This window comes from Pseudomonas imperatae (assembly GCF_057128625.1).
Genome location: NZ_JBSKHP010000004.1, coordinates 334,338 through 347,982, shown reverse-complemented (window position 1 = coordinate 347,982; position 13,645 = coordinate 334,338). Strand labels below are relative to the sequence as shown.

Here is a 13,645-nt window from a genome sequence, read left to right as displayed (position 1 = left end):
GTTACCGTCTCTTCGGCCTGCGGCCTCGGCCCTTCGGGCAGCCCGTTGATCGACGCCTCCAGTCGGCCCTGGCGCTTAACGGGGCCAAGATCAAAAGCAAGATCAAGATCAAGATCAAGATCAAAAGCCAGATCACAAGCAGATCAACGGCAGATCAACGGCAGATCATCTGCCCCGCAAAACCTTCGCGATGGCGCGGCATCAGGCGCCTCGATTATCGTCGCGGCAGCGCTACTCCGCACCTATGCTGGGTCACATTCCCGACAACGACAACAACGAGGTGTGGCATGCGTGAAGTGGTGATCGTCGACAGCGTGCGGACCGGCCTGGCCAAGTCCTTTCGCGGCAAGTTCAACCAGACCCGCCCCGATGACATGGCGGCTCATTGCGTCAACGCGCTGCTGTCGCGCAACGGTATCGACCCCGCCAGCGTCGAGGACTGTATCGTGGGGGCGGCGTCCAACGAGGGCGCCCAGGGTTTCAATATCGGCCGCAACGTGGCGGTGCTGTCGAAGCTGGGCACCGGCACCGCCGGCATGACCCTCAACCGTTTCTGCTCCTCGGGCCTGCAGGCCATCGCCATCGCGGCCAACCAGATTGCCTCGGGCTTCAGCGACATCATCGTCGCCGGCGGCGTGGAGTCCATCAGCCTGACCCTGCGCAGCGTCAACCAGGACCGCCTGCTCAACCCCACCCTGCAGGAAAGCTCGCCGGGCATCTACATGCCCATGGGCCTGACCGCCGAGGTGGTGGCCAAGCGTTACCAGGTCAGCCGCCAGGCCCAGGACGCCTACGCCCTGCAGAGCCAGCAACGCACCGCCCAGGCCCAGGTCGATGGCCGCTTCGACGACGAGATCGTGGCCATGCACACCCGCTACCTGGTGGAAGACAAGGCCAGCGGTGAACAGAAGTGGCAGGACGGCGTGGTCGATCGCGACGACTGCAACCGCCCCGACACCACCCTGGAAAGCCTGGCCAGCCTGAAGCCGGCGTTCAGCGAAGAAGGTTCGGTGACCGCCGGCAACGCCTCGCAATTGTCGGATGGCGCCTCCATGACCCTGGTCATGAGCCTGGAACGTGCCCAGGCCCTGGGCCTGAAGCCGCGCGCTATCTTCCGCGGGTTTACCGTGGCCGGCTGCGAGCCGGACGAGATGGGCATTGGCCCGGTGTTCGCCGTGCCCAAGCTGCTGAAGGCGGCGGGTGTGAGCCTGCAGGACGTGGACCTGTGGGAGCTGAACGAGGCGTTTGCCTCCCAGTGCCTGTACTGCCGGGACCGCCTGGAAATCGACAACGCCAGGTACAACGTCAACGGCGGCTCGATTGCCATCGGCCACCCGTTCGGCATGACCGGCTCGCGGCAGGTGGGGCATATCGTGCGTGAACTGCAGCGGCAGAAGCTGCGCTATGGCGTGGTGACCATGTGCGTGGGCGGCGGCATGGGCGCGGCGGGGCTGTTCGAGGCGCTGTAAGCCTTCAGCCTTGGCGCTGCATGCGCTGGATATAGGCCTCGGTCTCCTGTGCCGCGAGCTCGCGGGTAGGGTAGGGGCCTTCCTGGGTGTTTTCCCGGGTGGTGAAGAAAAACTCGCCGTTGACCATGATCACCCGGTCACTGCGGTAGTGCACCGTGGGTACCGGGTCTTGCGCACGCTTGCCGTACATGGAAATTCCCCCAGGCTGGTTGCCTTCATCTTATCCATTTCCCCCCGCCAGCATAGCTACCACCCGTCACCCCCGTAGCAGCGGCCATCAGGCCGCGTCACGGGCGCCGGAGTGTGCAAGGCGGAGCGCTGTCAGCCGGTCTTCCCTGATTCGAGCATGTTTTCCGGGCGCACCCACTGGTCGAACTCGGCGTCGGTGAGGTAACCCAGGTCCAGCGCCGCCTGGCGCAGGGTGAGGTTCTCGGCGTAGGCCTTCTTGGCGATCTGCGCGGCCTTGTCATAGCCGATGTGCGGGTTCAGCGCGGTCACCAGCATCAGCCCGCGTTCCAGGTGGTCGGCCATCTGCACCGGGTCGGGTTCCAGCCCAGCGATGCAGTGGGCCTGGAAGTTGCTGCAGCCGTCGGCCAGCAGGCGGATGGATTGCAGCAGGTTGTGGATGATCACCGGCTTGTACACGTTCAACTGCAGGTGCCCTTGGCTGGCGGCAAAGCCGATAGCCACGTCGTTGCCCAGCACCTGGCAGGCCAGCATCGACAGCGCCTCGCACTGGGTGGGGTTGACCTTGCCGGGCATGATCGAGCTGCCCGGCTCGTTGGCCGGCAGTTTCACCTCGGCGATGCCTGCGCGGGGGCCGGAGCCCAGCAGGCGCAGGTCGTTGGCCAGTTTCATCAGGGCCACCGCCAGGGTCTTCAGGGCGCCAGCCAGGGTGGTCAGCGGTTCGTGGCCGGCCAGGGCGGCGAATTTGTTCGGCGCGGTGATGAACGGCAGCCCCGACAGCGCCGCCAGCTCGGCGGCGATGGCCTCGGAAAAACCGTGGGGCGCGTTCAAACCAGTGCCTACCGCCGTGCCGCCCTGGGCCAGTTCGCACACCGCCGGCAGCGCCGCGCGAATGGCGCGCTGGGCGTAATCGAGTTGCGCCACGTAGGCCGACAGTTCCTGGCCGAAGGTGATGGGCGTGGCGTCCATCATGTGCGTGCGCCCGGTCTTGACCAGGTGCATGTGCCGCGCCGCCAGTTCCGCCAGGCCCGCCGACAGCTCGGCGATGGCCGGCAGCAGGTCCTGGTTCACCGCCTGGGCGGCGGCGATGCTCATGGCCGTGGGGAAGCAGTCGTTGGAGCTCTGCGAACGGTTGACGTGGTCGTTCGGGTGCACCGGCGCCTTGCCGCCGCGGCCCTTGCCGGCCAGCTCGTTGGCGCGCCCGGCGATCACCTCGTTGACGTTCATGTTGCTCTGGGTGCCGCTGCCGGTCTGCCACACCACCAGGGGGAACTGGTCGTCGTGCTCGCCGCCCAGCACTTCGTCGGCCGCCTGTTCGATCAGCCGGGCGATGTCGGCCGGCAGGTCGCCGTTGCGGTCATTGACCCGCGCCGCGGCCTTCTTGATCAGCGCCAGGGCATGCAGCACCGCCAGGGGCATGCGCTGGTCGCCGATGGCGAAGTTGATCAGCGAGCGCTGGGTCTGGGCCCCCCAGTAGGCCTCGTCGGGAACTTCGATGGGGCCCAGGCTGTCAGTTTCTGTTCGGCTCATGCGACGGTCCTCCTTAACGGTGTGATTGGCAGTTTAGGCTGCGGATCGCCGTTGCGGTTCCATCAGGTTTCATCTGCCGACCGTGCGCCCGGGGTTGAGCCACAGGCTTGCTTGGGCGCAGAATGTTCGATTCCGGGGTACTACCTCGCCTGCTAACTTAAGGAAACTCGATGACCCGTCTTCGTGCCATCTGTACCGCGGTTGCTCTGGTCTGCGCCAGCGGCCAGGTCTTCGCCGACACCGCCAGCCACAACGCCAGTGCCGAATCGTTCCTGATGATGGCGCACGCCGACAAGCTCGGGACCCCGGTCTACATGCAGGTGCAGCAGATGTTTGCCCAGCGTTTCGAGCAGACCAAGGCCCCGGACTCCAAGCGCGCCGTGCTGGAAACCTACCAGGCCAAGGCCAACGCCGCCCTGGACCAGGCCATTGGCTGGCCGAAGCTGAAGCCGGACATGGTCAAGCTGTACACCGACAACTTCACCGAGCAGGAGCTGCGCGACCTGGTCAAGTTCTACCAGTCGCCACTGGGGAAGAAAGTGCTGGAGAAGATGCCTTCGGTGACCCAGCAGTCCGCCCAGATCACCCAGCAGAAGCTGGAAAGCGCGGTGCCGGTGGTCAACAAGCTGCTGTCTGACATGACCAACGAACTGGCACCGGCCAAGGCCGCCACGCCAGCCGCACCGGCCAAGAAGCCGTAAGCGGGGCCCGTCATGACCATGCAGCAACGCATTGAACAGGCCCTGGCGTCCCTGGACCCGGCGCATTTGCAGGTGCTCGACGAGAGCCACATGCACAGCCGCGGGCAGGAAACCCATTACAAAGTGGTGCTGGTCACCGACCAGTTCGCCGGCCTGTCGCGCGTGAAGCGCCAGCAGATGGTCTATGCCACCCTGGGTGAGCTGATGGGGCAGTTCCACGCCCTGGCCCAGCACACCTACACCCCCGAGGAATGGGCACAGCTGGGCGCCGCCCCGGCTTCGCCCACCTGCGCGGGCGGGCATTGATCCAGAGCAATACTTCCTGGGCCGGTTTTTTGATAGAATTGGCCCAGGTGTAATTGCTGACACTGTGGGAGGTTGCTTGTGTGGGAGCTGGCTTGCCAGCGAGCCTTTGATTCTCAGAGCTCGCTGGCAAGCCAGCTCCCACACAAGCAACCTCCCACATTTATTTTTCGTACCCCTGAACCATCAACCCGGTCCGCCCTTTACGAGGGCAACCACCTGGAGTTTCATCCATGACACAAGCCATTGTCGTGGCGGCACTGTACAAGTTCGTCACCCTGGAAGATTACGTTGACCTGCGCGAGCCCCTGCTCAATGCCATGGTCGACAACGGCATCAAGGGCACCCTGCTGATCGCCGAGGAAGGCATCAACGGCACGGTCTCCGGCACCCGCGAAGGCATCGACGGCCTGCTGGCCTGGCTGCGCAGCGACGCGCGCCTGGTGGACATCGACCATAAAGAGTCGTACTGCGACGAGCAGCCGTTCTACCGCACCAAGGTCAAGCTCAAGAAAGAGATCGTGACCCTGGGCGTGCCGGGCGTGGACCCCAACCGCAGCGTCGGCACCTACGTCGACCCCAAGGACTGGAACGCGCTGATCAACGACCCCGAAGTGCTGCTGATCGACACCCGCAACGACTACGAAGTGGCCATCGGCACCTTCGAAGGCGCCATCGACCCCAAAACCACCTCGTTCCGCGAGTTCCCCGACTACATCAAGGCGAACTTCGACCCGGCGGTGCACAAGAAAGTGGCCATGTTCTGCACCGGCGGCATCCGCTGTGAAAAAGCCTCCAGCTACATGCTGGGCGAAGGCTACGGCGAGGTGTTCCACCTCAAGGGCGGCATCCTCAAGTACCTGGAGGAAGTGCCCCAGGAAGAGTCCAAGTGGCAGGGCGACTGCTTCGTGTTCGACAACCGCGTCACCGTGCGCCACGACCTCACCGAGGGCGACTACGACCAGTGCCACGCCTGCCGCACGCCCATCAGCGTCGAAGACCGCGCCAGCGAGCACTACGCGCCTGGCATCAGCTGCCCGCACTGCTGGGACAGCCTGAGCGAGAAAACCCGCAAGAGCGCCATCGACCGCCAGAAGCAGATTGAATTGGCCAAGGCGCGCAACCTTCCGCATCCGATAGGCCATAATTACCGTAAAGCCGCTGCCCAGGACTGACGCCATGCAAAACCGCCTGCTCTACGTGATGGACCCCATGTGCTCCTGGTGCTGGGGCTTCGCACCCGTGGCGCAGGCGCTGATCGAGCAAGCCCAGGCCGCTGGCGTGGGCGTGCACCTGGTGATGGGCGGCCTGCGCACCGGGGGCGGCGCGGCGCTGGAACCGTCGCTGCGCAGCAGCATCCTGCACCACTGGCACGCGGTGCACGAGGCCACCGGCCAGCCGTTCCAGTTCGACGGCGCGCTGCCCGAAGGCTTCGTCTACGACACCGAACCGGCCTGCCGGGCGGTGGTGGCGGTGCGCAGCCTCGACGAAGGCGCGGCCTGGGCCATGGCCAAGCTGATCCAGCACGCCTTCTATGCTGAAGGCCGCGACGTGACCCAGGTGGCGGTGCTGGTGGAACTGGCCGAGGCGGCCGGCATCCCGCGCATCGAGTTCGCCGCCGCCTTTGACAGCGCCGAGCAACTGGCAGCCACCGCGGCCGACTTCAACTGGGTGCGCGACCTCAACATCGCCGGCTTCCCCACCTTGCTGGCCCAGCGCGGCGGCCAGATGGCCCTGCTGACCAACGGCTACCAGCCGCTGGACGAGCTGGCGCCGCTGTTCGCCCGCTGGCTGGAACGGGCTGCCCATGCTTGAGCTGCCCGGGCCGACCGAACTGCCCCTGCGGCCCGAGCCGGTTACCCCCGACCGGTTGAGTTGGGCGCACATTCGGCAACTGGCCCTGCGGCACCGCAAAGCCCTGTGGCTGGCCAATGGCGTGGCCGTGCTGGCCACCCTGTGCAGCGTGCCCATTCCCCTGCTGTTGCCGTTGCTGGTGGACGAAGTGCTGCTGGGCCATGGCGACACCGCGCTGCAAGTGATGAACCACGTGCTGCCCGGCGCCTGGCAGAAGGCCGCCGGCTACATCGGCCTGATGTTGCTGGTGACCTTTGCCCTGCGCTGCCTGGCGCTGGTGTTCAACGTGGTGCAGGCCAGGCTGTTTGCCGGGCTGGCCAAGGACATCGTCTACCGCCTGCGCATCCGCCTGATCGAACGCCTCAAGCGCATCTCCCTCAGCGAATACGAAAGCCTGGGCGGCGGCACGGTGACCACGCACCTGGTCACCGACCTGGACACCCTGGACAAGTTCGTCGGCGAGACCCTGAGCCGCTTCCTGGTGGCCATGCTCACCCTGGTGGGCACCGCCACCATCCTGATGTGGATGAACTGGAAGCTGGCGCTGCTGATTCTGTGCTTCAACCCGCTGGTGATTTTCGCCACGGTGCAGTTGGGCAAGCGCGTCAAGCACCTGAAGAAGCTGGAAAACGACAGCACCGCACGCTTTACCCAGGCGCTGACCGAAACCCTGGAGGCCATCCAGGAGGTGCGCGCCGGCAACCGCCAGGGCTTCTTCCTCGGCCGCCTGGGCCAGCGCGCCCGTGAAGTGCGCGACTATGCCGTGGCCTCGCAATGGAAAAGCGATGCCTCGGGGCGTGCCAGCGGCCTGCTGTTCCAGTTCGGCATCGATATCTTCCGCGCGGTGGCCATGCTCACCGTGCTGTTCTCCGACCTGTCCATCGGCCAGATGCTGGCGGTGTTCAGCTACCTGTGGTTCATGATCAGCCCGGTGGAGCAGTTGCTCAACCTGCAATACGCCTACTACGCCGCCGGTGGCGCGCTGACCCGCATCAACGAACTGCTGGCGCGCGCCGACGAGCCGCAATACCCCGGCGGCATCGACCCGTTCCGCAACCGCGACACCGTGGGCATCGAGGTGCGCGACCTGAGCTTCGGCTACGGCGAGGACCAGGTGCTGGAGCACCTGGACCTGTCTATCGCCCCGGGCGAGAAGGTGGCCATCGTCGGCGCCAGTGGCGGCGGCAAGAGCACCTTGGTGCAACTGCTGCTGGGCCTGTACACGCCGCAGAGCGGGGTCATCCGCTTTGGCGGTTGCACCCAGCAGGACATCGGCCTGACCACCCTGCGTGAAAACGTCGCGGTGGTGCTGCAGCACCCGTCGCTGTTCAACGACACCGTGCGCGCCAACCTCACCATGGGCCGCGAGCGCAGCGACGAAGCCTGCTGGCAGGCCCTGGAGATCGCCCAGCTGGACGCCGCCATCCGCCTGCTGCCGCAAGGCCTGGACAGCATCGTCGGCCGCTCTGGCGTGCGCCTTTCCGGCGGCCAACGGCAGCGCCTGGCGATTGCCCGGATGATTCTGGCGCAACCCAAGGTGGTCATTCTCGACGAGGCCACCTCGGCGCTGGACGCTGCCACCGAGTACAACCTGCACCAGGCCATGGCGCGCTTCCTCAACGGCCGCACCACGCTGATCATCGCCCATCGCTTGTCGGCGGTGAAACAGGCCGACCGGGTGCTGGTGTTCGATGGCGGAAGGGTGGCCGAGGACGGCGATCACCAGCAATTGATTGCCGATGGCGGGCTGTACGCGCGGCTGTACGGCCACTTGCAACAGGTCTGAAACGTCCGGTTTTGAGTACATTTGTACCAAAGACAACGCTAGCCATTCATTTGGATAGGCCTGTAAAGTGCCGCCTTGAACGAAATGTAATGCCTGATCATCGATAACCCACTGAACGCGCAGTTTTCGCCTAGGCTGAGCTGATGTGAGTGGAGTTTTCCTGGATGGTTGTCTGGCTCTGCTGATGCAAGGGACCTCATGAAGCAAAATCGGACTCTCGAAACGCCGAGATTATTAGGCATCGTCTGGCCATTTATAGCAGTCGTATTGTTTCAGGCACTATTGGGGTGCATCAGCCTATACGCGTTGTCGGCCGTGCGGGGCTATGTGGCCGGCGAGAGTCTGTGGTCCAAGGGCCAGAAAGACGCCATCTACTACCTGAACCTGTACGCCGACAGCCGCGACGAACGCATTTTCAGCAAGTACCAGGCTGCCATTGCCGTGCCGCAGGGCAGCCATGACCTGCGCGTGGCCCTCGACCAGCCCGTTCCGGACCTGGTCGCGGCACGCCAGGGCATCCTGCAGGGCGGCAACCACCCTGACGATGTGTCCAGCCTGATCTGGCTGTACCTCAATTTCCGTCATTTCAGCTACCTGGAGCGCGCCATCGAGCGCTGGACCGTGGGCGACAGCTACCTGGTGCAGCTGGACTCGGTGGCCCAGCAGATGCACGCCGGCATCGGCAGTGGCAGCGCCAGCGAAGAAGACATCATGCGCTGGAAGGACCGCATCCTGGCCATCAACGACGGCGTCACGCCGGCGGCCAAGGCTTTCAGCGACGCGCTGGGGGAGGGCTCGCGGTTCCTCTGGCGGCTGTTGATGCTGGTCAACGTCGGCACCGCGCTGCTGCTCATCGCCCTGGCCCTCTGGCGCAGCCACAAGCTGCTGGTGCAGCGCCGCGCCTTCGCCACGGCCCTGGAGCTTGAGAAAGAGCGTGCCCAGGTGACCCTGGCGTCCATCGGCGATGGCGTGATCGCCACCGACTTTGAGGGCTGCATCGCCTACATGAACCCGGCTGCCGAGCAGCTCACCCACTGGAACGCCGAGCAGGCGGCCGGCCTGCCGCTGGCCTCGCTGTTCAACCTGCTGGACGAAAACGCCGAGAAAGACAGCTTCACCCTGATCGAGCACATTCTCGGCGGCCAGCTGACCGGTGGCAGCGAGCACGCCAAGCTGATCCAGCGCCTGGACGGCAGCACCGTGTCGGTGACCCTGGTGGGCGCGCCCATCCGCACCGACGGGCGCATCAGCGGCACCGTGCTGGTGCTGCACGACATGACCCAGGAGCGGCAGTACATCGCCAACCTGTCCTGGCAGGCCACCCACGACGCCCTGACCGGCCTGGCCAACCGCCGCGAGTTCGAATTCCGCCTGGAACAGGCGCTGGGCAATGTAGGCCGCAACCAGTGCCGCCATTCGCTGATGTTCCTCGACCTGGACCAGTTCAAGCTGGTCAACGACACCTGCGGCCACGCTGCCGGCGACGAGCTGCTGCGGCATATCTGCACCTTGCTGCAGTCGGGGCTGCGCGACGGCGACACCCTGGCGCGCCTGGGTGGCGACGAGTTCGGCATCCTCCTGGAAAACTGCCCGGCCGATGTCGCCGAGCGCATCGCCGACAGCCTGCGCCAGACCGTGCAGAACCTGCACTTCGTGTGGAAGGGCCGGCCGTTCGTGACCACCGTCAGTATTGGCCTGGTGCACATTGCCCAGTTGCCCACTACCCTGGAAGCCTCCCTGCGCGCCGCCGACATGGCCTGCTACATGGCCAAGGAGAAGGGCCGCAACCGCGTGCAGGTGTACCACGCCGACGACACCGAGCTGTCCATGCGCTTCGGCGAGATGGCCTGGGTGCAGCGCCTGCACATGGCCCTGGAAGAGAACCGCTTCGTGCTCTACGCCCAGGAAATCGCCGCCCTGGGCCGCACTTCGGCCTCCGGCGGCCATGTGGAGATTTTGCTGCGCCTGCACGATGAAAGCGGGCGCATCATCATGCCGGAGAACTTCATCCCCGCCGCTGAGCGCTACGGCCTGATGACGGCCCTGGACCGCTGGGTGGTGCAGAACGTCTTCAAGATCATCCAGCAGTGCATGAGCGAAGGCGTGGAAGGGCCGCTGGCCATCTGCGCCATCAACCTGTCGGGCACCAGTATCGGCGACGAGGCGTTCCTGGAGTACCTGCGCGAGCAGTTCCAGCGCTTTGCCATCCCGCCGGAGCTGATCTGCTTCGAAATCACCGAGACCGCGGCGATTTCCAACCTGGGCAGCGCCATTCGCTTCATCAACGAGCTCAAGAGCCTGGGCTGCCGCTTCTCGCTGGACGATTTCTGCGCCGGCATGTCCTCGTTCGCCTACCTCAAGCACCTGCCAGTGGACTTCCTCAAGATCGACGGCAGCTTCGTCAAGGACATGCTCGACGACCCCATCAACCGCGCCATGGTCGAGGTGATCAACCATATCGGCCACGTGATGGGCAAGGAAACCATTGCCGAATTCGTCGAAACCCCGCTGATAGAGCAGGCTTTGCTGGAAATCGGGGTAGATTATGCCCAGGGTTATCTGATAGAACGTCCACAGGTATTCACCTGCGAAAGTCTGCAACGTCGCGAGGTCCGCCCGCGCCCCTTGTTGTTCAAGGCGCCGGGGACTTTTCGCTGATGCCGCAGCCGTGACCGTCACTCAATAAAGAAGGAATCTGACAAGTGATCGAGGCGTTCGTCCGTACTGGCCCCCTCATGGAAGCCACCAGTTACCCGCTCTGGGCCCAACAGCTGATTCGTGACTGCAGCGAAAGCAAGCGGCGCGTGGTGGACCATGAGCTGTACCGCGCCATGCGCGATGCCACCCTCAGCGCCAAGACCATGCGTCAGTACCTGATTGGTGGCTGGCCGGTGGTGGAGCAGTTTGCCCTGTACATGGCCCAGAGCCTGACCAAGACCCGTTTTGGCCGCCACCCGGGCGAGGACATGGCCCGCCGCTGGCTGATGCGCAACATTCGCGTGGAACTCAACCATGCCGATTACTGGGTGCACTGGTGCAACGCCCATGGCGTCAGCCTGGAAGATCTGCAGGCGCAGGACGTGCCTGCCGAGCTGCTGTCGCTGAGCCATTGGTGCTGGCAGACCACGTCGGCGGATTCGCTGATCGTCGGCATCGCCGCCACCAACTACGCCATCGAGGGCGCCACCGGCGAATGGTCGGCGGTGGTCTGCGCCAACGACGTGTACGCCAATTCTTTCCCCGAGGAAGGTCGCAAGCGCGCCATGAAGTGGCTGAAGATGCACGCCCAGTACGACGATGCCCACCCGTGGGAAGCGCTGGAGATCATCTGCACCCTGGCCGGCCACAACCCCACCAAGGCGCTGCAGGCCGAGCTGCGCCGCGCGGTGTGCCGTAGCTACGACTACATGTTCAACTTCCTGGAGCGCTGCATGGCGTTCGAGCGCGAGCAGCACAGCGTGCGCCGCGAACGCCTGGCGGCGGTGGCCGCCCAGCACTGAGGGTGATTACTGGGCGTTGAACGCCTGGCCGTTCACGCCTTTGCTGTCGGGGCCCATCAGGTACAGGTACACCGGCATGATGGCCTCGGGCAGCGGGTTTTTCTCCGGCGCTTCCGCCGGGTAGGCCTGGGCGCGCATGCTGGTGCGCGTGGCGCCCGGGTTGATGCTGTTGGCGCGCAACGTGCCCATGCCATCGAGCTCGTCGGCCAGGGTCTGCATCAGGCCTTCGGTGGCGAATTTCGACACCCCGTACGCACCCCAGTAGGCCCGGCCCTTGCGCCCGACGCTGCTGGAGGTGAACACCATCGAACCATCCGCCGACAGCTTGAGCAGCGGCAGCAGCGTGCTGGTGAGCATGAAGGTGGCGTTGACGTTGACGTGCATCACCCGCATGAAATGCTCGCCTGACAGCTGGTCGAGGGGCGTGCGCGGGCCGATGATGGAGGCGTTGTGCAGCAGCCCGTCGAGGCGGCCGAACTCGTTCTCGATCATCACCGCCAGCTCGTCGTAGTGATGCGGCAGGGCAGTTTCCAGGTTGAAGGGGATGACCACCGGGCGCGGGTGCCCGGCGGCCTCGATCTGGTCGTAGACCTCGCTCAGGTTGGCTTCGGTCTTGCCCAGCAGCAGCACGGTGGCGCCGTGGGCGGCGTAGGCGAGGGCGGCTGCGGCGCCGATGCCGCGGCCGGCGCCGGTCACCAGGATGACGCGGTCCTTGAGCAGGGCGGGTGGGGCGGTGTAGTCGAACATGAAAATTCTCCTTTGCGGCCGCCACATCCCCGTAGCCGCTGGCGAAGCCTGCGCTGGCCCTGAACTGCGCCGTAGATCTCCAGCGGGGCATAGGGCCAGCGCAGCCTGGCGGCAGCGGCTACGGGCGTGGTGGGCCGGCGGTCAGCAGCTGCACATGGCCTGGTCCAGCACCTTGCGCAGTTCCAGCGGGTGGTCCACCACCACGTCGGCGCCCCAGTGGCTGGGGTTGTCGTGGGGGTGGATGTAGCCGTAGCGCACGGCCGCGGTGCGGGTCCCGGCGTCGCGGCCCGACTCGATGTCGCGCAGGTCGTCGCCCACGAACAGCACGCTGGCCGGGTCCAGGTCGAGCATCTTGCACGCCAGGGTCAGCGGCTCGGGGTCGGGCTTGCTGTTGGTCACGTGGTCCGGGCAGATCAGCAGCGCCGAGCGCTCGGCCAGCCCCAGCTGTTGCATGATCGGCTCGGCGAAGCGCACTGGCTTGTTGGTGACCACGCCCCAGCGCAGGCCGGCTTTCTCGATGTCGTCCAGCAGCTCGGCCATGCCCTCGTAGAGGTGGCTGTGCACCGCGCAGCCCACCTGGTAGCGCTCCAGGAATTCCAGGCGCAGGGCTTCGAACTCCGGCGCCTGGGGCGACAGGGCGAAGGTGGCCGAGACCATGGCCTTGGCACCGCCCGACACCACGTCGCGAATCAGCTGCTCATCGATGGCTGGCAGGTTGCGCTCGGCGAGCATGGCCTGGCAGATGGCGATGAAGTCCGGCGCCGTGTCCAGCAGGGTGCCGTCCATGTCGAAGAGAACCGCTCTCAAGCGCATCGATCACTCCTCCCGCAGGGTCTGGACCATGTAGTTGACGTCGACGTCGGCGGCCAGCTTGTAGTGCTTGGTCAGTGGGTTGTAGGTCAGGCCGATGATGTCCTTGACCGACAGGCCGGCGGTGCGCGCCCAGGCGCCCAGCTCGGAAGGGCGGATGAATTTCTTGAAGTCGTGGGTGCCACGCGGCATCAGCTTGAGGATGTACTCGGCGCCGATGATGGCGAACAGGTAGGACTTGGGGTTGCGGTTGATGGTGGAGAAGAACACCTGGCCGCCCGGCTTGACCATTTTGTAGCAGGCGCGGATCACCGACGACGGGTCGGGCACGTGCTCGAGCATTTCCAGGCAGGTGACCACGTCGAACTGGCCAGGCATTTCCTCGGCCAGGGCCTCGGCGGTGATCTGCCGGTATTCCACCTGCACGCCGGACTCCAGCTGGTGCAGCTGGGCCACGGCCAGTGGCGCCTCGCCCATGTCGATGCCGGTGACGGTGGCGCCGCGCAGGGCCATGGCCTCGCTGAGGATGCCGCCGCCGCAGCCTACGTCCAGGACCTTCTTGCCGGACAGCTTGGCGCGCTCGTCAATCCAGTTGACGCGCATGGGGTTGATGTCGTGCAGGGGCTTGAACTCGCTCTCGCGGTCCCACCAGCGGTGCGCCAGGGCTTCGAACTTGGCGATTTCGGCGTGGTCGACGTTGCTCATTGGGGTGTCCTTTTGAAAACTGTGTTGAATTTGGCGTAGTGCCGGCCGCCACCA

Annotated in this window: 13 protein-coding genes; 8 read left to right on the top strand and 5 right to left on the bottom strand. The window is 65.3% G+C overall.

Going from position 1 to position 13,645, the window contains the following annotated elements; all coding sequences use genetic code 11:
* Positions 1-287 precede the first annotated feature (287 nt).
* A complete protein-coding gene (locus tag ACWKWX_RS08035; RefSeq protein WP_483827430.1) occupies positions 288-1,469 on the top strand; it encodes a thiolase family protein in 1,182 nt (393 codons plus the stop codon).
* A gap of 4 nt (positions 1,470-1,473) precedes the next feature.
* On the opposite strand, the gene ACWKWX_RS08030 is transcribed toward ACWKWX_RS08035, so the two are convergent.
* Together ACWKWX_RS08030 and ACWKWX_RS08025 are read right to left on the bottom strand one after the other, a co-directional pair.
* Positions 1,474-1,659: a DUF6316 family protein gene (locus tag ACWKWX_RS08030; RefSeq protein ID WP_416423001.1), complete on the bottom strand. Its 186-nt coding sequence runs from the start codon at positions 1,657-1,659 to the stop codon at positions 1,474-1,476.
* A gap of 131 nt (positions 1,660-1,790) precedes the next feature.
* Positions 1,791-3,185 carry a class II fumarate hydratase gene (locus ACWKWX_RS08025; protein ID WP_416423002.1) on the bottom strand — a complete coding sequence of 465 codons (1,395 nt, stop codon included), beginning with the start codon at positions 3,183-3,185 and terminating at the stop codon, positions 1,791-1,793.
* Between the two features lie 170 nt (positions 3,186-3,355).
* Between ACWKWX_RS08025 and ACWKWX_RS08020 the strand changes: the two genes are divergently transcribed.
* The 7 genes from ACWKWX_RS08020 to ACWKWX_RS07990 all read left to right on the top strand — a co-directional run bounded on the left by ACWKWX_RS08020 (position 3,356) and on the right by ACWKWX_RS07990 (position 11,329).
* Positions 3,356-3,886: a DUF2059 domain-containing protein gene (locus tag ACWKWX_RS08020; RefSeq protein ID WP_416423003.1), complete on the top strand. Its 531-nt coding sequence runs from the start codon at positions 3,356-3,358 to the stop codon at positions 3,884-3,886.
* 12 nt (positions 3,887-3,898) lie between these two features.
* The gene (locus ACWKWX_RS08015; RefSeq protein WP_483827429.1) at positions 3,899-4,192 is read left to right on the top strand and encodes a BolA family protein; all 294 of its coding nucleotides are present in this window, start codon (positions 3,899-3,901) and stop codon (positions 4,190-4,192) included.
* A 230-nt stretch (positions 4,193-4,422) separates the two neighbouring features.
* Complete coding sequence (trhO, locus tag ACWKWX_RS08010; RefSeq protein WP_416423005.1) at positions 4,423-5,364, top strand: oxygen-dependent tRNA uridine(34) hydroxylase TrhO; 942 nt, start codon at positions 4,423-4,425, stop codon at positions 5,362-5,364.
* Between the two features lie 4 nt (positions 5,365-5,368).
* The gene (locus ACWKWX_RS08005) at positions 5,369-6,004 is read left to right on the top strand and encodes a DsbA family protein (protein ID WP_416423006.1); all 636 of its coding nucleotides are present in this window, start codon (positions 5,369-5,371) and stop codon (positions 6,002-6,004) included.
* Positions 5,997-7,829: an ABC transporter ATP-binding protein gene (locus ACWKWX_RS08000; protein WP_473005682.1), complete on the top strand. Its 1,833-nt coding sequence runs from the start codon at positions 5,997-5,999 to the stop codon at positions 7,827-7,829. Before ACWKWX_RS08005 ends, ACWKWX_RS08000 begins: the two co-directional genes overlap by 8 nt.
* Before the next feature lie 198 nt (positions 7,830-8,027).
* Positions 8,028-10,487, top strand: a complete 2,460-nt coding sequence (locus tag ACWKWX_RS07995) for an EAL domain-containing protein (RefSeq protein ID WP_416423008.1) — start codon at positions 8,028-8,030, stop codon at positions 10,485-10,487.
* 44 nt (positions 10,488-10,531) lie between these two features.
* On the top strand, positions 10,532-11,329 hold the full coding sequence (locus tag ACWKWX_RS07990; RefSeq protein ID WP_416423009.1) for an iron-containing redox enzyme family protein: 798 nt from the start codon (positions 10,532-10,534) through the stop codon (positions 11,327-11,329).
* Between the two features lie 6 nt (positions 11,330-11,335).
* Here the strand turns inward: ACWKWX_RS07990 and ACWKWX_RS07985 are convergent, their stop codons facing one another.
* The 3 genes from ACWKWX_RS07985 to ubiG form a co-directional block, all read right to left on the bottom strand.
* Positions 11,336-12,076 (bottom strand): YciK family oxidoreductase, encoded by a 741-nt coding sequence (locus ACWKWX_RS07985; protein WP_416423010.1) that lies wholly within the window; start codon positions 12,074-12,076, stop codon positions 11,336-11,338.
* A gap of 141 nt (positions 12,077-12,217) precedes the next feature.
* On the bottom strand, positions 12,218-12,889 hold the full coding sequence (gene mupP, locus ACWKWX_RS07980) for an N-acetylmuramic acid 6-phosphate phosphatase MupP (RefSeq protein ID WP_416423011.1): 672 nt from the start codon (positions 12,887-12,889) through the stop codon (positions 12,218-12,220).
* 3 nt (positions 12,890-12,892) lie between these two features.
* Positions 12,893-13,591, bottom strand: coding sequence for a bifunctional 2-polyprenyl-6-hydroxyphenol methylase/3-demethylubiquinol 3-O-methyltransferase UbiG (gene ubiG / locus ACWKWX_RS07975; protein WP_416423012.1), 699 nt, complete (start codon positions 13,589-13,591; stop codon positions 12,893-12,895).
* Between the last annotated feature and the right edge of the window lie 54 nt (positions 13,592-13,645).